A 20,833-nucleotide genomic window follows, 5' to 3' on the forward strand; every position below is an offset into this window, starting at 1 on the left:
GCGACGCGAGCGCAGCAGCACTGAGCAGGGGATTGGTACGGACGTCGGAACGGGCTTCCAGTACCCGACGGGCATGCTCTTCGCGGCTTGTTCCAAACAGGAGCGGGCCGTACGCTTTGGAATTGCGCAGGATCGGATGGCGAAGCTTGAGGGGAAGGGCCAAAGCGGGGAAAAACGCCCATAACGCGTCACCTGCCGTGACGGGCACGAAGCAGCCGGTCTACCACGACTATCGACAACCCGGCATTCGCGCCAGGGCTTGACAAGTACGCTGCCGCGGCTCCGCCTGCCGTGGCTCGGGGAGGTTTTTCGATGATCGCGACGGAGTCCGTGGAAGCGGTGTGGTCGGGTGCGACCCACGCCCTCCACGCGCTCGCCTTGGTGCCGCTCGCCGAGCCGGCCCCCAAGGGCATCGACACCAACGGCGTCGTCACCTTCTTCGCCAGCAAGATTGCGCCCATCCTGCTCGCCGTACTCGGAGTGATCTTCATCGGCCGGGCCAGCCGGGGTGAGATCTCCAAGGTGCTGACCAGCTCGGCCATCGCCATCGTGGGCCTGGCCTTCATCGCCGGCGCCGCCACGCTCTTCTTCGTCGGCGACTACCTGATCAACCTGATCTTCGAATAGGCGCCTGGGCACGAGATGCGGCTGCGCACCGACGACGACATCTACCGGGCCCGCCTGGTCTACCTCGGCCCGCCCGGGTACACGCTGCCCATCCACCTGCCGTACGCCCAGTACGGGTTGTTCATGCTGCTGGTGCCGCTCTACGTGTTCATCCACTGGCTGTTCACGTTCAAGGTCGAGCTCTTTCCAGCCTGGGAGATCGCCCTCGCGATCGTCACGACGTCGTTCGTGTTCCGCTACGTCGATCCCGATCGACCGGCCCGCATGGTGATCCGGACCGCCCTCACCGACTGGCGGCGGACCAGCGAACCGGCGACGGAACAGCGCGACCCCCGGCTGATCGCGACGCGTATCCGGGTCCGGGAGGAGCTGGCATGATCCAATCCGCGTGGAGCCAATCGAGGCGGGATATGTACGCGTCGCACCCCAGCACAGCCATCGCCGGCCCGAGCGAGGCGATGGCATGACCCGCCCCACTCCGCCGGGTTCCTCTCACCCGGCCGGCCGGTCCGGCAACCACGATGACTACTCTAGGCAATCAAACAACTACGGCGAGCCGGCCGGCGAGGACGAGGTCGTACGTGACGGCGCGCTCGTGACCAGCCCGGGACACGGCGGGGTGGCGGTCTTCCGCGCGCCACACCCGCCGGCCCGGAACCGTCCCGCGCCCACCAGCGGTAACGGCGTGCAGCCGTCCCCGACATCGGCGCAGCCGTCCGGCACCGCCGAGCACCCCGACATCGACTCGCCGTTCCTCGACCTCTTCGCCGGTGGCGGCCCCCGGCCGGCCGCCCATCCCCGCCCGCCCCGCGCGGTCGGACCGGCCGAGCCGCCGGCGCCGCGCCGCCCCGGCTGGGGCGAGGAGCCCGTGGAGCAGCCCGCCCCGGCCGTCGTGGTCGAGGCGCCGTCCCGGCCGGTGGAGCCCGTACCGGCGCGCCCCAACGGGCGTACCGAGCGGACGCCCCCGACCGAGTGGCCGGAGGACGAGACCCTGGCCGACCCGACGGCGGCCATCGCGCTCCCCTCCCCCCGCCCCATGGCGAGCCCCGCTCAGCGGAGCACGCCGCGGCCCCGGCCCAGCCGGCACCGGATCCCCGAGCAGCCGGGTCCGCTGCCGGCGACCCGTCCGGTCGGCGAGTCGCTTCCGGCGCAGCCGTCGACGGCGCCCGGGGGTGCCCCAGCCCCGCTGGACCGGCCAGCCGGCGCGGCGACCCCGGCCGTGGAACCGGCCCGACCGGCGCACCTGCCCGCGGAGGACACGGACCGGCGTACGGCCCGGCGAGACCCCGGCCGGCCGCCGGAGCGCGCCAAGCGATCCGGTCGGGAGCCGGCGGCCAAGCCGGTCCGCCCGCCGAAGATCCGGTTCCGTGACCGCGATCCCGCGATCGAACTCGCCATCACGGAGATCGCCGGACACCTGACCTTCACCCCGAACACCGTCACCGCCTGGTACTGGCTGCCCGAGGTCCGGTGGGCGTTCCGGCCCGACGCCGAGCGCGAGGCGCTGCTCGCCGCCATCGCCGAGCAGTACGCGGGCCTCGCCGGGTTCCGGCTGCACCTGCGGCGGACGACCCGGCCGTTCCCGGCCGACGAGTGGGCCCGTACCGTCGACGCGCACACCCCGAACCCGCTCGCCACCGTGCCCGGGGCGACCAGTTGGTCGGACCATCTCGTGGCCGCGCAACGGCACCTGCTCTCGGTCAACCACGCCGAGGGGCAGACCTACCTCGGGGTCACCTTCGCCCGCCGGTCGCTCGGCAACTCGCTCAGCGAACGGGTGCTGCGCGCCTTCGGCCGCGGCGTCGCCGAGGGGGAACGGCGCAAGTTGGGCCGTACGGTCGAGCAGTTCGACGAGGTGCTCGGCGCCTTCGGCATGCGGGGACGGCGAGTGACCCCGCAGGAGCTGGAGTGGCTGCTCTACCGGTCGGTCGCGCTCTGCATGGCCCCGCCCGGCACGCTCTCGCCGATCACCGGCGGTCGGTGGGACCGCGGTGACCTGCTCGCGCTCACCGAGCAGATCGAGCGCTACCGCACCCCGTACGGCTCCACGGTCAAGCTGGTGAACCGGATGACCGGCGAGGAGCGGCACGTCGCGGTGCTGGCCGTCGGCCGGATGGAGCCGCTGGAGATCCCCGAGCGGCACGAGCCGTGGCTGCACTTCCACGAGCGCCTGCCCTGGCCGATGGAGCTCTCCACCCGGGTCGACATCCTCGGCTCCGGCGACTCGTTCCGGAACCTCGAACACCGGCTCCGGATGATCCGCTCCCAGCAGCTCGACTACGCCGAGCATGGCATCGACGCCCCGCCGGAGCTCGAGCGGCTCGCCAAGCGGGCCCTGGTCATCGGCGACGAGATGACCACCGGGCTGCCGGTCGACTCGGCCCGCGCGCACGGCTGGCACCGCATCGCGGTCGGCGGACGCAGCCGGGAAGAGTGCCTGGAACGGGCCCGGCGGCTCATCCAGCTCTACTCCCGGGAGCTGCGTATTTCGCTGCAGCACCCGAAGAACCAGGACTGGCTGGCCCGCGAGTTCATCCCGGGCGAACCCATCGCCAACACCGGCTACGTCCGCCGGATGCCGGTGAACCTGCTGGCCGCCGCGCTGCCGCAGGCCGCCTCCACCGTCGGCGACCGGCGCGGTGACCTGATCGGCCGTACCGCCGGGACCTGCCGTCGGCCGGTCTTCCTCGACCTGCACTTCCCGATGGAGGTACGGGAGCGCTCCGGTCTGGCCGTCTTCGTGGCCGAGCCCGGCGGCGGCAAGTCCACCCTGCTCGGCGCGCTGGGCTACCTGGCCGCCCGGCGTGGCGTACAGGTGACCCTGCTCGACCCGTCGGGTCCGCTGGCCCGGCTCTGCGCCATGCCCGAGCTGCGGCCGTACTCGCGGGTGCTCAACCTGACCGGCTCGGAACAGGGCACGCTCGCGCCGTACTCGCTGATCCCCACCCCGCTGCGCAGCGAATTTTCCGCCGGGGCGGCCGGCGACCGGGAGTACGAGATCGCCGTCTCCAACGCCCGCGCCGAACGCCGGATGCTGGTGCAGGACATCTGCATGATGCTGGTCCCGCCGCAGGTCGCCCGAGAGGCGTCCACGGCGACCCTGCTGCGCCACGCCGTACGGCAGGTGCCGGCCGAGGAGACCTCGACCCTCGACGACGTGGTGGCCTGCCTCAGCGGGCTCGACGACGACGCCGGCCGGGAACTGGCCAACCTGCTCCTCGACACCGCCGAGATGCCGCTCGCGCTGCTCTTCTTCGGCCGCCCGCCGCAGGGGCTGCTCGGCGCCGACGCCGCGCTGACCGTGATCACCATGGCCGGCCTCCGGCTGCCCGATTTGAAGATCGAGCGCGAGTACTGGTCGGCCGAGGAGGCGCTCGCGCTGCCGATGCTGCACACCGCGCACCGGCTCGCGGTACGTCGCTGTTACGGCGGCTCGATGAGCGCGCGGAAGCTGGTCGGCCTGGACGAGGCGCACTTCATGGAGGGCTGGCGCTCCGGCCGCTCGTTCCTGGTCCGGCTCGCCCGCGACTCCCGCAAGTGGAACCTCTCGGCCCTGGTCGCGTCGCAGAACCCGCGGGACATCCTCGGCCTGGACGTGCAGAACCTCGTCTCCACCGTCTTCGTCGGCCGGATCGCCGAGGACAGCGAGATCGCCTCCGAGGCGCTCCGCCTGCTCCGGGTCCCCGTCAACGACGGCTACGAGGCGACGCTCGCCTCACTGTCCAGCGTGGACGCGTCGTCCGCGGCCCGGCTCGGCTTCCGCGAGTTCGTCATGCGCGACGTCGACGGCCGGGTGCAGAAGGTACGGGTGGACGTCTCGTACGTCGAGGGCCTGCTCGAACATCTCGACACCACGCCGGCCATGACAGCCGGGGCGCAATCCAACCTGCCGAGCAGCGTCGCGGACCTGGAGGCGTGACATGGCGCGAGCGGGAGCCAGGCTCACCGCACTGACCCTCGCCATCGGGCTGCTCGCGGCCGCGACGGTGCTCTGGCCCTTCTTCGGTGCGACACCCGCCTCGGCGGAGCCCGCGCCGGCTCCGGGTCTCTGCACGACCGAGCAGTGGCAGGCCGACTTCCGCGCCTGCGTCGGCAAGCTGCAGCAGGTCGGCCAATCGGAGATCGAATGCCGCAAGCCTCCGGTCCCCAGTGCCCCGGACTCGGGCCTGGCCGGTTGGTTCGCCAGCCGCCCCGAGTCGGCGAAGGATCCCGGCCCGAAGGGCATCTACAGCATCTACGGCTACGCCGGCTACAGCTACAGCATCTATGACGGCGGCTGTGCCTCGACGCTGGTACACGCCGACTACCGTTTCACCACCACCATGGCCAACGGCGAGTTCATGGTCGCCACCGCGGTGATCGGCGCCTCGAACGCCCTGCGCGAGCGCGCCTGGGACCCGCAGTCGATGTGGGGCTGGGCCGACCCGCTGGTCGATCAGGCGACCAAGGCCGTGTACCAGAAGGTCTTCAGCGTCTTCGGCATTATCACGCTCTGCGTGGTCGGGCTCTATCTGCTCTGGCGCTCCCGGCAGTCGGACATGAGCAACGCCATGACCACGGCCGGCTGGGCCCTGTTCGTAATGGTCGCGGTGACCGCGCTCGCGGCGTGGCCGGTGAAGTCGGCCAACCTCGCCGACGGCACCCTGGTCACCACCCTCGGTGTGGTGCACGACGCGGTGGGGCCGGCCGACAAGTCGATTCCCGCGGACCAGTGCGCGCTGCCCGACCCGAAGTCCTGCGTCGACACCCGCCCGCCAGCCGTACGGGCCAGCGACACGGCGACCGAGACGATGCTCTACCGGAACTGGCTGCGCGGCGTGCTCGGCTCGGCCGACAGCGAGACCGCCAAGAAGTACGGCCGGGCGCTCTACGACGCGAAGGCGTTCTCCTGGGAGGAGCAGGAGAAGCTGCGGGCGAACCCGGGCACCCGCGACGCAACCGTCCGGCAGAAGCAGGCCCAGTGGATGACGGTCGCGGGCCAGATCGAAACCGAGGACCCGGAGGCGTACGAGTACCTCCAGGGCAGCCGCGACATGGAGCGGGTCGGGGCCGGCTTCATCGCGATCCTGGCCTCGGTCCTCTTCGCCATGTTCGACCTCACCGCCTCGCTGCTGGTGCTGCTCGGCTTCATGATCTTCCGCTGGGCCGTCATCGCGGCACCGATCCTCGGCACGGTCGGCCTGCTCCGTCCGGCCAGCTCCGGTCTGCGCCGGCTGGCCAACGCCGTGATCGCGGCCGTCTTCAACATCGCGATCTTCGGTACCGGCGCGGCCATCTATCTCTTCGCCGTCGATTTGATCATGAGCACCCCAACACTGGCCGGCTGGCTTCAGGTGGTACTGGTCTGGCTCTGCGGCGTGGTCGGCTGGCTGCTGCTGCGGCCGTACCGGCGCATCACCCAACTGGGCGGCAAGGACAGCAGCGAGGCCATCACCTCGGCCGGCTCGTGGCACCGCCGCTTCTTCCGGGACATGCGTGAGGCCGCCCGCCTCGACGTGGTGGAGCCGGGCGGCACCGCCGAGCCCCGGTTCGGGCGCCGACGCCAGGTGGTCGTCGAGCAGAGCAACCTGCGTCCCGAGGCCCGGTTGGAGGACCCCGCCCACGGCGCGGCCACCCGCTCCGGCGAGCGGGAACGGGAAACGGTCCGGGCCGAAACCGGGGGCGGATCGGAGAGCCCGGCGCCCGAGCGGCGTTCCAGTCCGCCGCGCCCCCGCCGGAACCGACCGTCTGAGTGGACCGAACCGGACGTACCGGAAGAGGCACCTTCCTTCGCCATCTACCGGCCCGACTCGGCCGAGCGGCCGGCCACCAGGCCGGCGCCGCCCCGGGTACGCTCCGAGGCTCGGTGACCCCGATGCGACGGGCCATCGAATTCCTCACCACCCGCCTGCTGCGCTCCCGGCTCGGCATCGCGGTGCTGCTCGCGGCGGTCATCTTCGGCATCATCGGGGCCGCCCGGCTCGTCGCCGGCCCGTCCGACGGCGGGCTCGGCCTGCCCCGCGAGCCCAGCCGGCCCATCACCACCGTCGACCCCTCCGCCGGCGACGACGGGGTCCTCAACGACGAGTCGGTGCCGTCCCCGAGCACCCGGCCGGGCAGTCCCAAGCCCGAGGAGGTGGGACGCGCCTTCGCCGACGCCTGGCTCATCCACCGCGACGTCTCGCCCGAGCAGTGGCACGCCGCCTTGCTGCCGTACTCGACCCCGACACTCGCGGAGAAGCTCACCGGCGTCGACCCGGTGGCCGTACCGGCCGACCGGCTGACCGGTGAGCCGACCGTCGTCCCGCAGACCGAGAGCCTCGTGGAAGTGACGATTCCGGTGGACACGGGCCGGCTCCGCTTACGCCTGGTGGCACCGGACGGTCGGTGGTTGGTGGACGGCGTGGATTGGGAGCGGACGTGACATCTCCGGTGGGGGCACTCGGCAACCTCGGCAGGTCGGCCCGGCGACGGCGACGCCTGGTCCCGTTGGCGCTCGCGCTGACCGCCGCCATGGCCCTGCTCTGCTGCACCGGTGGCGCCGGCGCGTTCATGCTCACCAGCCTGGGCGGCGACGAGGATCCGGTTTACAGCCTGGCCTCGTCGGACTGCGGTCAGGGTGGACCGGTCAAGGCGGACGGCTCGATGCCGCGGATCGGGGCGTACGACAAGTCGAAGATGCGCAACGCCGCCATCATCATCAACGTCGGCGCGCAGATGTCCGTGCCGCCACGCGGATGGGTGATCGCGGTTGCCACCGCGATGCAGGAGTCCGGGCTGTCCAACCTGCCCAACCTCGGCGCGCGGAACGACCACGACTCGATCGGGCTGTTCCAGCAGCGGCCGAGCCAGGGCTGGGGCACGGCGGCACAGGTCCGCGACCCGGCCTACGCGGCCCGCAAGTTCTACGAGAAGCTGCTGAAGGTCAAGAACTGGCAGCGGCTGCCGCTCACCGACGCCGCGCAGAAGGTCCAGGTCAGCGCGTTCCCGGACGCGTACGCCAAGCACGAGCCGATCGCCACGGAGATCGTCAACCTGCTCGCCAACGGCGCCGCCCGCTCGGCCATGGACGCCGGCAATCCGCGGTGCGCGGAGGGCAGCGAGATCGCGGCGTCTGGCTGGGGTGCCCCCATCCCGGGTTCCCCCGGCTCGGGATTCCGCACCGCCGACCGGCCGAAGCACAACGGCGTCGACATCGGCGCGGCCAAGCGCACCCCGATCCACGCCGCCGCGGCCGGCCGGGTCCTCGTCTCGCGCTGCGACCCGGACAACGCTGGGCGGCTCAGCTGCGACAGCGACGGCTGGCCCGGCAAGGGCGGCTGCGGCTGGTTCGTCGACATCCTGCACGCCGGCAACATCATCACCCGCTACTGCCACATGATCCAGCAGCCGAAGGTGCACAAGGGAGACCTGGTGCAGGCCGGGGAGGTCATCGGTATCGTGGGGTCGAGCGGCAACTCGTCCGGCCCGCACCTGCACTTCGAGGTGCACCTGAACGGCGACCGGAGCAGCCGCGGAGCGATCAACCCCGTGCCCTTCATGCGAGAGCGCGGCGCGCCACTGGGGCGCCGGGAGTGAGGTGGCGAACCGCGCGATGAGTCGCGAGCCGCTACCCGACCCCTTCGCCGGTGAGCCGGACTGGGCTCCCCTACCGCCTCGTGCGATCAGGCTCGCGCCGGCCACCGGCTCAGTCGAACTGCGGGGCCAGCGCGTCCTAGTGGGACTGCCCGGCCTCGGTTGGCGCGCCGACCTGCGCGCCGACGACCGGGTGGTGCAGGGCAGCCGGACCTATGTGCCGGTCATCCCGGAACACGAGTGGTACCGCGCGGAGGCGGAGCAGACCGAGGTGTTCGCGCCGCTGGTACCGGCCGATCGGGTCTGGGTCGAGACGTTGGGCGAGCGCAATCCCGACGCCGTGGCGCGGGCCGACGTCGTCTCGCGGCTGGTCACCCTGGACGTGCCGGCGCACCGGGCCCCGGTCCCCGTCGTCGACGCCGACGCCGTCTCCGGCCGGCGCGTCGTGCAGGTCGTCGACGGAATCGAGCGCCGGGATCTGCGGGCGGTCACCGAGGTGCACACGAGTCTCGACGGTGACATCTGCGTACGCGTCACCAGCGAGATGGAGTGGTACCGCTGGGCCTGGAACGGGCAGGCCCCGAAGACGCAGGAGGTACCCGTGCACCTGCTCTGGATCGAATAGCACCCACGGATAGACCCGGCCGGATCGGCCGAGCGGGATCAGGTCGCGCGACGTGCCGTGCAGACGCCCCAACCGTCGTCCTGACGGGTGGTGAACTGCCACGGCTGCCGCTCGGTCTGCGCAAGGCTGCCTACCACGGTCGAGATCACCAGCTCGACCGCGACGTCAGCGTTTTTGCCGTGCTTGTCCACCCGCAACGCACCCCAGCTGACCTGGAACGTGGTGTTGAACCGTTTCTCGCGGGCGGCCAGGTCCGAGCGCAGGTCGCTCAGGGGGCCGAGCTCGATACCGCTGGCGCAGGTGTACTGACCGGCGAGCGTGTCGTCCCGGTCCACGAGGAACGCGCGCAGGTAGTTGTCCACGACCACGTCCGGGGCGCTGCGGTCGGGCGCCGTGGCGCGGTCGTAGAGGACGTAGCCGATGGTGGCACCACCCAGGCAGAGCGCGGCGAGCGCGCCGCCGACGATCGCCAGCACCAGCCGGAGCCTGCGCCGGCGGGGCGCCGGCGGCGGTGTGACCGGCTGCGACCCGGCCTGGCCTGGCGGTGTCCGCTGCGTCGGAACACGGGACACCTGGGAACCGGCTGGGGGGTGCACTGATTCCACCCCCCGAGGCTATCGGCTGGCGCCGACTTACCCAATGCCCGGAAGAGCCGGATCATCGACTGCGCGGGACCAGTCGGTGACGGTATGCGATCAGTGCTGGCCGGCGTCGAAGGGCGCCACGAGGACGGCGGTACCTCCACGGGAATGACGGCCCCCTGGGATACCGTCAGACTTCAGATACCCGGGTACCGGCCGCGAGGGGAAGGTGGACGGGTTGGCCAGCTTGAAGGCGCGGACGAGCCAGGCCGCGGCGCTGCACCGACGGGTGGTCGCCACCGTCACCGCCGCGTCGACGGTACTGGACGCGACCCGTCCGGCCCCGGCCGACCAGCGGGCGCAGCACTCGCTCGCGGAACGGCTCCGGGCCGCCGCCGAGGAACTGGTACCGGGCTGGCTGGGCGCGCCGCTGGACGCGCAGTCCGAGGACGCGCCGCTTGGCGGTCCGCACCTGCCCGGGTACGTCCGGATCGGTATCGCGCAGCCGCTCGACGACGCCCGCTTCCCGGCGGTGGTTCCGTTGCTCGGCACCGGACACCTCACCGTGGACGCGGATGCCCGCGATCCGCGGGTCGCCGGCCTGCTCCGGTCGTTGCTGCTGCGCCTGCTCGCGGCCGCGCCGCCGGGCGCACTGCTGGTACGGGGCGTGGACGCGGCCGCTCCCGGCGAGGTGTTCGCGCCGTTCGCGCCGCTGGCCGACGCGGGGCTGATGCCGCCGCCGGCCACCGACCGGACCGGGCTGCGGGCCGTGCTGGCCGAGGCCGAGCAGTGGATACGTCCGGCGCGGCCGACCACGGCGCGGCACTACCGGCGGGACCGCACGCTGCTGCTGGTGATCGCCTCCCTGCCGGAGTTGACCGAGGCGGTCGACCTGACCCGGATCGGCGCCCTGGCCGAGCACGGTCCGGAGGCGGGGCTGCACCTCGTGGTCGCCGGTTGGCCGCCGCCGCCGTTGACCGCGGAGACGACCCAGCCGCCGCTGCCCCGTACCACGATGATCGCCCTGCGCAACCCGTACGCCCTGGTCGGCGACCCGCCCGGGACGTCGTTCGCCACCCCCGTGCCGCACCTGCCCGGTACCGGGCTGAACTCACCCGTCTTCCTCGACGAGGATCCGCCGGCCCGCCTCGTCGAGCGGGTCTGCCAGAAGCTCGCCGCCCGGTTCGACGCGGGTTCCTGCCTCGGCCTGGGCGACCTCCTGCCGGACGAGACGGAGCAGCTCTGGTCGGAGGAGTCGACGGCGGGGCTGCGTACGACCGTCGGCAGCGACGGTGGCCGGGTGGTCAGCCTCGGCTTCGACGATCTCACCCCGCACTGGATCGTGCGCGGACGCCCGGGCTCGGGCCGGAGTTCGTTCCTGGTTAACGTCCTCTACGGGCTCTGCGGTCGCTACTCGCCGGAGGAACTGGCCCTGTACCTGGTGGACTTCTCGCCCGGGGCGACGTACGCCGAGTTCGTACCGACCGGGCGTGACCCGTCCTGGTTGCCGCACGTGCGCGCCGCCGGCATGGAGGCCGACCCCGAGTACGGCCTGGCCGTGCTCCGCGAGCTGACCGCCGAGGTCGAGCGGCGGGCCCGCGACTGCGCGGAGGCCGGCGTGACCCGCTTCTCCGAGCTGCCCGCCGGTCGGCGCCCGCCCCGGGTCGTCTGCCTGTTAGACGAGTTCCCGCTGCTGCTCGCGGGCGATGCACCGGCCGCCGACGAGGGGCTGGCCCTGCTGGAGTCGCTGGCCCGCACCGGCCGCTCGTACGGCGTCCACCTGATCCTCGCCACCCGTACCGCGCCCGGGCTCCAGGCACGGGCGGGCGGGGTGGACGGGATCCTCGGTCAGTTCCCGGTGCGGGTGGCGCTGCCCGGCGGCAGCGACGCGCTCGAACCGAGCAACGACGCGGCGGCCGGGCTGCCCCTGGGCACGGCCGTGGTGAACACCGCGGGTGGGCTGGGCGGGCCGCGCGGGGCCACCCGCGGTCACGAGCGCACCGTGCGCTTCCCCGCCCCGCAGCACGAGCCGGCCGTGCTCGCCGCGCTGCGGCAGCGGTTGTGGGAGCGACGCGCGCCGGACGCCGTACCGCCGCCGGTCTTCGCCGGGTACGCCCGTCCCCGGCTGGACGACGATCCGGCGTACCGGGCCGCGCTGGCCGCTACCGAGCCACCGCCGGCGCCCGCACCGGCCCCCCGCGGCGGGGCGCGCGCCGACCGAGGCACGGCGAGTACGTCGTCGGGCGCGGCGGAAACGCCGAGAGCGCTGCTGGGGCGGGCCGTCGACGTACCCGGCGCCACGGTCGGCGTGTCGTTCGACCCGGCTCCGGAGCACCAGCTCGCGGTCGTCGGGCCGGACCCGGCCGGCGCCGACCTGCTCGGCTCGGCCGCGCGCAGCCTCGCGGCGGGTCACCCGCCCGGCTCGGCCCGTTTCGTCCTCGCGTCCCTCGCCCCCGACCCGGACCGTACGGTGCCGCGCCTCGCCGCCGAGCTCGCGGAGCGGCACCCGGTCGAGACCGTCGACGCGGCCGGCCTGGCCCGGGCGCTCGACCCTGGGGCGGCCGGAGACCCGGACCAGCCCGGATACCTGGTGGTCTTCGGCCTGGACGGCCTGGACCCGGAGACGGTGCCGGCCGACCGGCTGCGGACCCTGCTGACCGAGGGTCCCGGGCGCGGCGCGCACCTGCTCTCGTGGTGGCGACGGCCGGACCGGTTCGCCCGCGCGCTGGGCGGCGCCACGGCTGACAGGGGTACGCAGGGCGCGGCACACACTCAGGACGCCGGTCACGCTCGGGATGGGTCGGCGTCCCCGGGTTCCGCGGGCGGCTACGGCGGCAGCCTGGTCCTGCTCGACCGGCCCGACCCGGGCGTCGTCGCCCTGCTGGGTCACCCCGTCGAGTGGCGTCCCCGACCGCACCGGGCACTGCTCTACGACGGTGCGACCGGCCGTACCACGCTCTTCATCCCGTTCGTCCGCCCCGGCGACCCGCCCGAAGCGCTGGAGGCACCGTGACCGACCAGATCAAGACGCCCACGCCGCGACCGGCGGAGCCCGCCGGTCCGGGCGCGCCCGGAGCCGAGAGGTCCGGAGCCGAGGAGCGCGCGGTCCACTCGCCCCGCACCTCGAACGACGCCGGCGAGCGAGCACGGCCGCGCGACGCTGCCGTGCGTCAGGGAGCGCGGGCGAAGCCCCGTGACCCGGAGGCGAACGACGCCGCCGCGCGCCGCACGGCGGACGGGACCGGCGGCGCGGCGAGCGGGCGCGACAGCGACGCCTGGCAGGAGTACGTGGCCGCGGCGCGCCAGCTGGACGCGGTACGCCGTGCCGCGGCGGCCGCGGCGGGCGAGCAGGCGGAGTCGGTGCAGACCGCGCACGAGGAGCTCGCCGAGGTACGGGCGCGGCTGGTGCCGCAACGGTCGCGGCTGCGTGGGCTGGGCGTGACCGAGCTGGAGCTGACGCCCTCGCCGCCGGAGGTGACGGTGGCGGCCCGGGCGATGGCGGCCGGGCCTCGGGCGGTACTGGCGGCGCTGCGCCAGGCCCGGGGCGCCCTGGAACTCGCGGACGCCCGGGTCACGGGCGGCACCACCGGTCCGCTGGACTGGCTGGCCGGGTGGTCGCCGTGGCTGCGCAACCTGCTGGCGTACGGGTCGTTCGCGGCGCTGGCCGTCGTCGGGCAGCTGGTCTTCTACGTGGTGGCCGGCGGGGCGTTACCGGTGCTGGCGCTGCTGGCGGGGCTGCTGCTACCGGTCGCCGCCTTCCTGGGTGCCTGGGTCACCCTCGGTCTCGTCTCCGAGGCGGCTCCGGGCGGCGGAACCTCGCGCACCCCGCTGCTGGGCGCGCTGGTCTGTCTGCTGCCGGCCCTGCTGATCTGCGCCGCGGCCGGACTGGTGCGGCTGGCGACGAGCTGAGGTCCGCCGGCCCGCGCGTCGGCACGGTCGCCGGTCGCGGGCCTACGAGCGGATGATCAGCGACATCGCCTCGGCCCGCGACTTCGCGTCCCGCTGGAACAGCCCGCGTACGGCCGAGGTGATGGTCTTGGATCCGGCCTTCTGGATGCCCCGCATCGCCATGCACATGTGTTCGCACTCCAGCACCGCCACGACGCCGCGCGGCTCGAGCTTCGACATGAGCAGGTCGGCGATCTGCGTGGTGAGGCGCTCCTGCACCTGCGGGCGTCGGGCGTAGACCTCGACGAGGCGGGCCAGCTTGGAGAGGCCGGTGATCCGGCCGGACTCGCCGGGGATGTAGCCGATGTGCGCCACGCCTCGGAACGGCAGCAGGTGGTGCTCGCAGAGGCTCATCACGTCGATGTCCCGGACGACGATCAGCTCCTGGTGGTTCGCCTCGAAGGTGGTGGCGAGCACCTCGCCCGGGTCGACGCGCAGGCCGGCGAAGAGCTCGGCGTACGCGCGGGCGACCCGGGCGGGGGTCTTGCGCAGACCATCGCGGTCGGGGTTCTCCCCGACCGCGATGAGGATCTCGCGTACGGCCCGCTCGATCCGGCCGAGGTCGACGACGTCCTCCACCGGCCGGCCGTTGAGCTTGCCGTTGATCAGCCGGGCGGCGAGGTAGTCGAGCGAGTCCTCGCCGTCCGGCTCCGTCGCCGAGCCCTCCCAGCCGTTCAGCTCAGCGGAGGTCTCGGCCCGTCCGGTGTTCAGTGGCCACCGTCCGAGTTGGGCGACGCACCGCCGCCGATGGCGGCCTGCCCGTCGGCCACGGCCTGCGCCTTGAGCTTCTCCTTCTCGGCCGGCGTGAGCACCGGGGGCTCGGTCGAGGGCTGGCGCTTGCCGAACCCGTTGTACGGGGCCATCGGCGGGCGCTTCACCACCCGGGCGCAGATCCGGGCCATGTCGGCCGTGGAGATGGTTTCCTTCTCCATCAGTTCGAGCACGATGTTGTCGAGCACGTCGCGGTACTCGACCAGGATCTCCCAGGCCTCGTCGTGGGCCAGCTCGATCAGCGCGCGCATCTCGGCGTCGATCTCGGCGGCGACGGCGTCGGAGTAGTCCCGCTCGTGGCCCATGTTGCGGCCGAGGAACGGCTCGTCGCCGGTGGTGCCGTACTTGATCGCACCGAGCTTGGAGCTCATGCCGTACTGGGTGATCATCGCCCGCGCCAGCGAGGTGGCCTTCTCGATGTCGTTGCCGGCACCGGTGGTCGGCTCGTGGAAGACCAGTTCCTCGGCGGCGCGACCGCCGAGCGCGTACGCCAGCGTGTCGATCATCTCCGCGCGGGTCTGGGTGTACTTGTCCTCGGTCGGCAGCACCAGCGTGTGTCCGAGCGAGCGACCGCGGGACAGGATCGTCACCTTGTGCACCGGGGCGGAGTGGGGCAGCGCCCAGGCGACCAGCGCGTGACCACCCTCGTGGTACGCGGTGATCTTCTTCTCGGCGTCGCTCATCACCCGAGTGCGGCGCTGCGGGCCGGCGATCACCCGGTCGATCGACTCCTCCAGCGCCTCGTTGGAGATCGCCCGCTTGTCGCTCCGGGCGGTCAGCAGCGCGGACTCGTTGATCACGTTGGCCAGGTCGGCACCGGTGAAGCCGGGGGTACGCCGCGCCACCGCGTCGAGGTCGACGTCGGGCGAGAACGGCTTGCCCTTGGCATGCACCCGCAGGATCGCCTTGCGGCCCTCCATGTCCGGCGTGTCGACCGCGATCTGCCGGTCGAAGCGGCCGGGGCGGAGCAGCGCCGGGTCGAGGATGTCCGGCCGGTTGGTGGCGGCGATGAGGATCACGCCGCCCTTGGTGTCGAAGCCGTCCATCTCGACGAGGAGCTGGTTGAGCGTCTGCTCGCGCTCGTCGTGCCCGCCGCCCATACCGGCGCCGCGGTGCCGACCGACCGCGTCGATCTCGTCGACGAAGACGATCGCCGGGGCGTTCGACTTGGCCTGCTCGAAGAGGTCGCGTACCCGGCTGGCGCCGACGCCGACGAACATCTCGACGAAGTCGGAGCCGGAGATCGAGTAGAACGGCACGCCGGCCTCGCCGGCGACCGCGCGGGCGAGCAGGGTCTTACCGGTACCGGGCGGGCCGAAGAGGAGCACACCCTTGGGGATCTTCGCGCCGAGCGCCTGGTACTTCGCCGGGTTCTGCAGGAAGTCCTTGATCTCGTGCAGTTCCTCGACGGCCTCGTCCGCGCCGGCGACGTCCGCGAAGGTGGTCTTCGGCGTGTCCTTGGTGATCACCTTCGCCTTGGACTTGCCGAAGTTGAGCACCCGCGAGCCGCCGCCCTGCATCTGCGACATGAAGAGCAGCAGCAGGACGACCAGTACGGCGATCGGCAGCAGGTTGAGCAGCAGACTCAGGAAAACATTGTCCGAGTTGACCTCGGTATTGATCGGCCCGGTGATGCGGTTGGCCGCCTTGGCGGCGGTCACCTGGTTCCAGACCTCGTTGCCCACCTCGTACGGGAACTTGGCCTGGATCTTGTCGGTGGTGGTGTCGCCGAACTTGGCCCGGTTGGCCAGGTCGAGCTGGAGCGTCTGCTCCTTGTCCTGGAAGACCGCCTTCTTGATGCCGCCCTGGTTGAGCTGGTCGAGCACGACACTGGTGTCGACCTGGTGGTAGCTCGGGCCGCTGTTGAAGAACGAGCTGAGGCCAATCGCACCGATGATCACCAGGATGATCCAGACCACCGGGCGGCGGAAGAAACGCGTACGTTCCATGCTGTTGTCGAGCGCCTTAGCGCCCGGACCCTCCTGATCGACGTCCTGACCGTCTGATGTTGTCGCCGCCGGAGCGGCGGCCGGGGCCGCCTGGCGGGCCGGCCTCGACCCCGGGCGCTGACGTGCGCCGCGGTCATTCGACGGTACACCGTGAATGCGAGGAGCGAGCCCTCCGGGGCGACGCGCGGGATACGCGACGGCGCCCGGGCTGGCCAGCCCCGCAGCCACGGCCGGACCGGCGGCTTCGGTGGGCGCGTGGAGTTGACCCGCGCGGCCCTCCGGAGGGCTCAGCCGTCCGTTCGTCGTGCCGGCGTGACGGCGGATCCGCGCCTGACGCCCAACTCCATACGGTCAAATGGGGCAGAACATCCGGCGCGGAGCTGCATCCGCGCCACCACCGGATACCGTAGCCGGGTTTCCTGAAAGCGCGCTGTACGTCCGCTCGATATTTTCGGGGACCGATGCCCGCTCAGCTCTGAGCGTAATTCCGCCGGCCCGTCGAACCCGAGCGGCGGGCCCGTCGAACCCGAGCACCGGGCCTGTCGAACCCGAGCACCGGGCCCGCCGCCGCGCCGGGCGCGACACGCGGTCCGGCGCGCTCGGCGGCCTCCGGCCGGAGCGGCGCCGCGGCGGCCGTTCAGCCGCGGGCGTAGACCTCGGGCTTGAGCACCCCGACGAAGGGCAGCTCGCGGTACCGCTCGTCGAAGTCGAGGCCGTAGCCGACGACGAACTCGGTCGGGATGTCGAAGCCCACGTACTTCACCGGTACCGACACCTTGATCGCGTCCGGCTTGCGGAACAGGGCGACCACCTCGACGCTCGCGGCCGAGCGCGACTCCAGGTAGCGCAGCAGCCAGGAGAGGGTCAGGCCGGAGTCGACGATGTCCTCGACCACCACCACGTGCCGCCCGGCGATGTCGCGGTCCAGGTCCTTGAGGATCCGGACCACGCCGGAGGAGGTGGTGCCCTGGCCGTACGAGGAGACGGCCATGAACTCCAGCTCGGCCGGCGGCCCGTGCCGTCCCAGCGCCCGGGCGAAGTCCGCCATGAACATCACGGCGCCCTTGAGCACGCAGACCAGCAGCAACCCGTTCTCGACCGAGGCGTAGTCCGCCGCGACCTGTTTGGCCAGTTCCGCGGTCTTTTCCCGGATCTGTTCCTCGGAAATGATCACATGATCGATGTCGGCGTCGTACCAGGAGCCGTCAGCCATGGCCCTAGCCTGCCGTACCGCCGTGGGGCCGCGCCGCCGGGGCGGGGGTTTGTGATGTCCGCACCGGGCCGAGACCCCGGCGACCAGGGCGAACGGGCCCCATACCGGGCGGTCAGCAGGCCGTGGAGCGCCAGCGGCGGCCGTCCTCGGTGGGCTTCCAGTCGGCGGAGTCGCGGCTGTCCGAGGTCAGCCCGGCCATGCCGGCGACGGCGAGGAGGAGCAGGAAGAACAGGAGTACGAGGAGTTCCATGGCGGCACCTTCCGTGTGTCTCTGGTGGTAACCGCCGGTGCGCACCGGACGTCACGGACAGTGTGCGCCGACGCGGCGGGGCGCAGACAGTGGCAGAGATGCCATCGCACCTCGATTTCCTGCCAAACTGCCGCTAGGCTTCGGCCATGCTGCGCAAGGTGGCCGTGATCGCCCTGGACCGCGTCGCCCCGTTCGAACTCGGGGTGCTCTGTGAGGTCTTCGGCACCGACCGGACCGCCGACGGTTTCCCCGAGTACCGCTTCGACGTCTGCACCGCCGACGGCCGGCCGGTCCGGACCACCTCCGGCTTCCTCCTGACCCCGCACGGCGACCTGGGCGCGATCGACGAGGCCGACCTGGTCGCCGTACCGGCGCACTCCTGCCCCGAGGTGGTCGCGCCCGAACCGGTGCTCGACGCCCTGCGCCGGGCCGACGCCCGCGGGGCGTACGTCTTCAGCGTCTGCTCCGGCGCCTTCCTGCTCGGCCAGGCCGGGCTGCTCGACGGCCGGGAGTGCACCACCCACTGGCGGCACGTCGACGCGCTGGCCCAGCAGTACCCGCTGGCCCGGGTGCGGTGCAGCTCCCTCTACGTCCAGGACGGCAACCTGCTCACCAGCGCCGGCACCGCCGCCGGCATCGACGCCTGCCTGCACCTGGTCCGGCAGGCGCACGGCTCGGCGCTGGCCACCAAGCTCGCCCGGCGGATGGTGGTCCCACCGCAGCGCGACGGCGGGCAGGCCCAGTACATCGAGGCGCCGATCCCCCGCACCCCCGACGCGCCCACGCTCGAACCGGTGCTGCGCTGGCTGATCGAGCACCTCGACGAGGCGGTCACCGTGGACGACCTCGCCGCCCGCGCCCACATGGCACCCCGCACCTTCGCCCGCCGGTTCCGGGCCGAGACCGGGGCGACGCCGCACGACTGGATCACCAACCAGCGGGTGCTGCTGGCCCGGCGGCTGCTGGAGGAGACGGAGCTGGGGATCGAGGCGGTGGCCGCCCGCGCCGGCTTCGGCGAGGCGGCGACCATGCGCCATCACTTCGCCCGCCGGCTCGGCGCCACGCCGCAGGCCTACCGCGCCACGTTCCGCACCGTCGCCCCGGTCTGACCGGTCGCCGGGCCCGGGCGGGTACGGCCACCGGCCTCGGGGGACGGACACGGCCGCCCGGCCCGGGCGGCGAGCGCGGTCGCCCGCCTCAGCCGGCGACGGCGGTCAGCCGGGCGCCGCGACGGACCACCCGGATCGCTCCCGGCAGGTGCACGGCGCCCTGCCCGCGCCAGCCGGTGACCAGTTCGTCCAGCGCCGTCACGTGCCGCTGGGAGAGCGCGGCCGGCGGGGCGCCCAGCTCCCGCGCCCAGGCGTGCAGCACCCGGGTACGCACCGCGGGCAGCAGCCCGGCCAGCGCCGGCACGGCCAGCCCGCCTTCGGTACGGGCGCTGGCGAGCGCGGTACCGGCGAGCGCGTCGAGGGCCGCGTTGTCGGCGGCGACGAGTCCGGCGGTACGGGCCAGCCCGGCCACCACCCCGGGTCCGAGCGCCTCGACCAGCGCCGGCAGCGCCTCCGCGCGTACCCGCGCCCGCGCGTACGCCGGATCGGCGTTGTGCGGATCTTCCCAGGGCGTCAGCCCGAGCGCCGCGCACGCCTTGCGCGTCTCGTCGCGCCCCACGTCGAGCAGGGGCCGGAGCAGCGGGACCCCGTCCAGTACCCGCTCGGCCGGCATGGCGGCCAGCCCGCGCGGGCCGGCGCCCCGGGCCAGCGCCAGCAGCACCGTCTCGGCCTGGTCGTCCCGGGTGTGCCCGAGCAGCACCGCCGCGGCGCCGTGCCGCCGGGCCGCCTCGACCAGCGCCCGGTACCGCGCGTCGCGGGCGGCGGCCTCGGGACCTCCCGGCCGGCCGGCGACCGCCACCGTCGTCACCTCGACCGGCGCGAACCCCGTATCCCGCGCCCAGCGGGCCACCAACTCGGCCCGGCCGGCCGAGCCGGGCTGCAACCCGTGGTCCACGGTGACCAGCCCGGCGGGGCGGCCCAGCCGGGGCGCCACGAACGCGGTGGCGGCGGCCAGTGCGAGCGAGTCGGCCCCGCCCGAGCAGGCCACCAGTACGGGTCCGGCGCCGCGTACGCCGGTCAACGCCCGCCGGACCGCGACGCGGAGCGCGGCGACGGGCGGCGGGAGGGCGGCCACGGGGCGGCTCAGCCGGCGGCGAGCAGCGGACCGGCGGGGCCGTGCACGCGGCGTACCCAGGCGTCCGGATCGGTCAGCTCGGACAGGCGCGGCAGGGTCAGCGGGGAGTCGAAGACCTTGTTGAAGCCGTCCATCCCGACCCGCTCGACCACCGCGTGGACGAACTTGCGGCCCTCGGCGTACTGGCGCATCTTCACGTCGATGCCGAGCAGGCGCCGGACGGCCTTCTCCACCGGATTGCCCGCCTCGCGGCGCCGGTTGAACTTGAGCCGGATCTGGTCGACGCTCGGGATCACCTCGGGGCCGACGCCGTCCATCACGAACTCGGCGTGCCCCTCCAGCAGCGTCATCAGCGCGGTCAGCCGGTCGAGGACCGCCCGCTGCGCCGGCGTCTGCACGATGTCGAGGACGCTGGTCCGGCTCTCCGGGTCGCGGATCAGGTCCGAGATCGTGGCGACGCCGCGGCGGAGCCGGTCGAGCAGGTTGTCGCCGCCGCTCTGCGAGGCGTCCACGAACGCCTGCACCTCGCCGAGGAAGTGCCCGCGCATCCACGGCACCGCGGTGAACTGGGTCCGGTGGGTGACCTCGTGCAGGCAGACCCAGAGCCGGAAGTCGCCCGGGTCCGCCTCCAGTTTCCGCTCGACCTCGACGATGTTCGGCGCCACCAGCAGCAGCTGCCCGGGATCACCGGAGAAGACCTCGTACTGGCCGAGCACCCGGCCGGAGAGGTAGGCGAGGACCGTACCGGCCTGGACGCCGGTCAGCCGCGACCCGATGGCCTCGGTGACGGCCCCCGGCTGGCGGTCGCCGGAGAGGCGGGCGACGAGCGGCGTGACCACCTCGCGCAGCCCGGCGATGTTGGTCGCCGCCCAGTCCCGCCGGTCGACGATCCGCACCGGCGGGTGCGCCACCTGCGAGCGCAGCCCGGTGTACGCGGCCACGTGGCCCGCCGCCTCCTCGGTGCGCCGGCGGAGATCCGCCACCACGTCGGTGGCCTCGTCGTAGGAGACCCGCGGCCCCGACTTGCCCAGCGCGCCAGCGGTGGCGGCGGCGAGATCCCAATCCACGAACTGCGCCATGCACCCACCGTACCCGGGCACCCACAACCGCACCCGGGCTCGCGGACGGCGG

Annotated in this window: 18 protein-coding genes; 10 read left to right on the forward strand and 8 right to left on the reverse strand. The window is 73.1% G+C overall.

What is annotated here, in order from left to right; translation table 11 throughout:
* The coding region (locus tag AB0J86_RS11645; protein WP_363856039.1) for a hypothetical protein at nucleotides 1-208 on the reverse strand (208 nt) is incomplete at its 3' end.
* 104 nt (nucleotides 209-312) lie between these two features.
* Between AB0J86_RS11645 and AB0J86_RS11650 the strand changes: the two genes are divergently transcribed.
* The 7 genes from AB0J86_RS11650 to AB0J86_RS11680 all read left to right on the forward strand — a co-directional run bounded on the left by AB0J86_RS11650 (nucleotide 313) and on the right by AB0J86_RS11680 (nucleotide 8,806).
* The gene (locus AB0J86_RS11650) at nucleotides 313-627 is read left to right on the forward strand and encodes a hypothetical protein (protein ID WP_363856041.1); all 315 of its coding nucleotides are present in this window, start codon (nucleotides 313-315) and stop codon (nucleotides 625-627) included.
* A gap of 15 nt (nucleotides 628-642) precedes the next feature.
* Nucleotides 643-1,005: a hypothetical protein gene (locus tag AB0J86_RS11655; protein WP_363856043.1), complete on the forward strand. Its 363-nt coding sequence runs from the start codon at nucleotides 643-645 to the stop codon at nucleotides 1,003-1,005.
* Nucleotides 1,006-1,090: 85 nt separating this feature from the next.
* Complete coding sequence (locus AB0J86_RS11660) at nucleotides 1,091-4,546, forward strand: ATP-binding protein (protein WP_363856045.1); 3,456 nt, start codon at nucleotides 1,091-1,093, stop codon at nucleotides 4,544-4,546.
* Between the two features lies 1 nt (nucleotide 4,547).
* The gene (locus AB0J86_RS11665; protein ID WP_363856047.1) at nucleotides 4,548-6,476 is read left to right on the forward strand and encodes an MFS transporter; all 1,929 of its coding nucleotides are present in this window, start codon (nucleotides 4,548-4,550) and stop codon (nucleotides 6,474-6,476) included.
* Complete coding sequence (locus tag AB0J86_RS11670) at nucleotides 6,473-7,030, forward strand: hypothetical protein (RefSeq protein ID WP_363856049.1); 558 nt, start codon at nucleotides 6,473-6,475, stop codon at nucleotides 7,028-7,030. Before AB0J86_RS11665 ends, AB0J86_RS11670 begins: the two co-directional genes overlap by 4 nt.
* A gap of 89 nt (nucleotides 7,031-7,119) precedes the next feature.
* On the forward strand, nucleotides 7,120-8,184 hold the full coding sequence (locus tag AB0J86_RS11675) for a peptidoglycan DD-metalloendopeptidase family protein (RefSeq protein WP_363856165.1): 1,065 nt from the start codon (nucleotides 7,120-7,122) through the stop codon (nucleotides 8,182-8,184).
* Between the two features lie 16 nt (nucleotides 8,185-8,200).
* Nucleotides 8,201-8,806, forward strand: coding sequence for a hypothetical protein (locus AB0J86_RS11680; RefSeq protein WP_363856051.1), 606 nt, complete (start codon nucleotides 8,201-8,203; stop codon nucleotides 8,804-8,806).
* Nucleotides 8,807-8,844: 38 nt separating this feature from the next.
* Here AB0J86_RS11680 and AB0J86_RS11685 read toward each other — a convergent pair whose 3' ends face one another.
* Nucleotides 8,845-9,402: a hypothetical protein gene (locus AB0J86_RS11685; protein ID WP_363856167.1), complete on the reverse strand. Its 558-nt coding sequence runs from the start codon at nucleotides 9,400-9,402 to the stop codon at nucleotides 8,845-8,847.
* 223 nt (nucleotides 9,403-9,625) lie between these two features.
* Between AB0J86_RS11685 and AB0J86_RS11690 the strand changes: the two genes are divergently transcribed.
* On the forward strand, nucleotides 9,626-12,400 hold the full coding sequence (locus AB0J86_RS11690) for an FtsK/SpoIIIE domain-containing protein (RefSeq protein WP_363856053.1): 2,775 nt from the start codon (nucleotides 9,626-9,628) through the stop codon (nucleotides 12,398-12,400).
* Entirely contained in the window at nucleotides 12,397-13,296 is a 900-nt protein-coding gene (locus AB0J86_RS11695) for a hypothetical protein (protein WP_363856055.1), read from the forward strand. Before AB0J86_RS11690 ends, AB0J86_RS11695 begins: the two co-directional genes overlap by 4 nt.
* Before the next feature lie 42 nt (nucleotides 13,297-13,338).
* Here AB0J86_RS11695 and folE read toward each other — a convergent pair whose 3' ends face one another.
* The 4 genes from folE to AB0J86_RS11715 form a co-directional block, all read right to left on the reverse strand.
* A complete protein-coding gene (folE, locus tag AB0J86_RS11700; RefSeq protein ID WP_363856169.1) occupies nucleotides 13,339-14,013 on the reverse strand; it encodes a GTP cyclohydrolase I FolE in 675 nt (224 codons plus the stop codon).
* A gap of 29 nt (nucleotides 14,014-14,042) precedes the next feature.
* On the reverse strand, nucleotides 14,043-16,055 hold the full coding sequence (ftsH, locus tag AB0J86_RS11705; protein WP_363856057.1) for an ATP-dependent zinc metalloprotease FtsH: 2,013 nt from the start codon (nucleotides 16,053-16,055) through the stop codon (nucleotides 14,043-14,045).
* A 637-nt stretch (nucleotides 16,056-16,692) separates the two neighbouring features.
* Nucleotides 16,693-17,268 (reverse strand): hypoxanthine phosphoribosyltransferase, encoded by a 576-nt coding sequence (gene hpt / locus AB0J86_RS11710; protein WP_363856059.1) that lies wholly within the window; start codon nucleotides 17,266-17,268, stop codon nucleotides 16,693-16,695.
* Nucleotides 17,269-17,380: 112 nt separating this feature from the next.
* Nucleotides 17,381-17,518: a hypothetical protein gene (locus tag AB0J86_RS11715; RefSeq protein ID WP_363856061.1), complete on the reverse strand. Its 138-nt coding sequence runs from the start codon at nucleotides 17,516-17,518 to the stop codon at nucleotides 17,381-17,383.
* A gap of 146 nt (nucleotides 17,519-17,664) precedes the next feature.
* On the opposite strand from AB0J86_RS11715, the gene AB0J86_RS11720 reads away from it, so the two are divergent.
* The gene (locus AB0J86_RS11720) at nucleotides 17,665-18,627 is read left to right on the forward strand and encodes a helix-turn-helix domain-containing protein (protein ID WP_363856063.1); all 963 of its coding nucleotides are present in this window, start codon (nucleotides 17,665-17,667) and stop codon (nucleotides 18,625-18,627) included.
* Nucleotides 18,628-18,715: 88 nt separating this feature from the next.
* On the opposite strand, the gene tilS is transcribed toward AB0J86_RS11720, so the two are convergent.
* Together tilS and AB0J86_RS11730 are read right to left on the reverse strand one after the other, a co-directional pair.
* Nucleotides 18,716-19,702 carry a tRNA lysidine(34) synthetase TilS gene (gene tilS, locus AB0J86_RS11725; protein ID WP_363856064.1) on the reverse strand — a complete coding sequence of 329 codons (987 nt, stop codon included), beginning with the start codon at nucleotides 19,700-19,702 and terminating at the stop codon, nucleotides 18,716-18,718.
* Nucleotides 19,703-19,710: 8 nt separating this feature from the next.
* Nucleotides 19,711-20,781 (reverse strand): zinc-dependent metalloprotease, encoded by a 1,071-nt coding sequence (locus tag AB0J86_RS11730; protein ID WP_363856066.1) that lies wholly within the window; start codon nucleotides 20,779-20,781, stop codon nucleotides 19,711-19,713.
* Between the last annotated feature and the right edge of the window lie 52 nt (nucleotides 20,782-20,833).

This window comes from Micromonospora sp. NPDC049559 (assembly GCF_040676675.1).
In the GTDB taxonomy this organism is placed as follows: Bacteria; Actinomycetota; Actinomycetes; order Mycobacteriales; family Micromonosporaceae; genus JBFAPK01.

What these genes read in the sequence shown, in the direction of transcription:
- AB0J86_RS11650 (WP_363856041.1), top strand. Translation starts at nt 313, where the DNA reads ATGATCGCGACGGAGTCCGTGGAAGCGGTGTGGTCGGGTGCGACCCAC.
- AB0J86_RS11655 (WP_363856043.1), top strand. Translation starts at nt 643, where the DNA reads ATGCGGCTGCGCACCGACGACGACATCTACCGGGCCCGCCTGGTCTAC.
- AB0J86_RS11660 (WP_363856045.1), top strand. Translation starts at nt 1,091, where the DNA reads ATGACCCGCCCCACTCCGCCGGGTTCCTCTCACCCGGCCGGCCGGTCC.
- AB0J86_RS11665 (WP_363856047.1), top strand. Translation starts at nt 4,548, where the DNA reads ATGGCGCGAGCGGGAGCCAGGCTCACCGCACTGACCCTCGCCATCGGG.
- AB0J86_RS11675 (WP_363856165.1), top strand. Translation starts at nt 7,120, where the DNA reads ATGGCCCTGCTCTGCTGCACCGGTGGCGCCGGCGCGTTCATGCTCACC.
- AB0J86_RS11680 (WP_363856051.1), top strand. Translation starts at nt 8,201, where the DNA reads ATGAGTCGCGAGCCGCTACCCGACCCCTTCGCCGGTGAGCCGGACTGG.
- ftsH (WP_363856057.1), bottom strand. Translation starts at nt 16,055, where the DNA reads ATGGAACGTACGCGTTTCTTCCGCCGCCCGGTGGTCTGGATCATCCTG.
- hpt (WP_363856059.1), bottom strand. Translation starts at nt 17,268, where the DNA reads ATGGCTGACGGCTCCTGGTACGACGCCGACATCGATCATGTGATCATT.
- AB0J86_RS11715 (WP_363856061.1), bottom strand. Translation starts at nt 17,518, where the DNA reads ATGGAACTCCTCGTACTCCTGTTCTTCCTGCTCCTCCTCGCCGTCGCC.
- AB0J86_RS11720 (WP_363856063.1), top strand. Translation starts at nt 17,665, where the DNA reads ATGCTGCGCAAGGTGGCCGTGATCGCCCTGGACCGCGTCGCCCCGTTC.
- AB0J86_RS11730 (WP_363856066.1), bottom strand. Translation starts at nt 20,781, where the DNA reads ATGGCGCAGTTCGTGGATTGGGATCTCGCCGCCGCCACCGCTGGCGCG.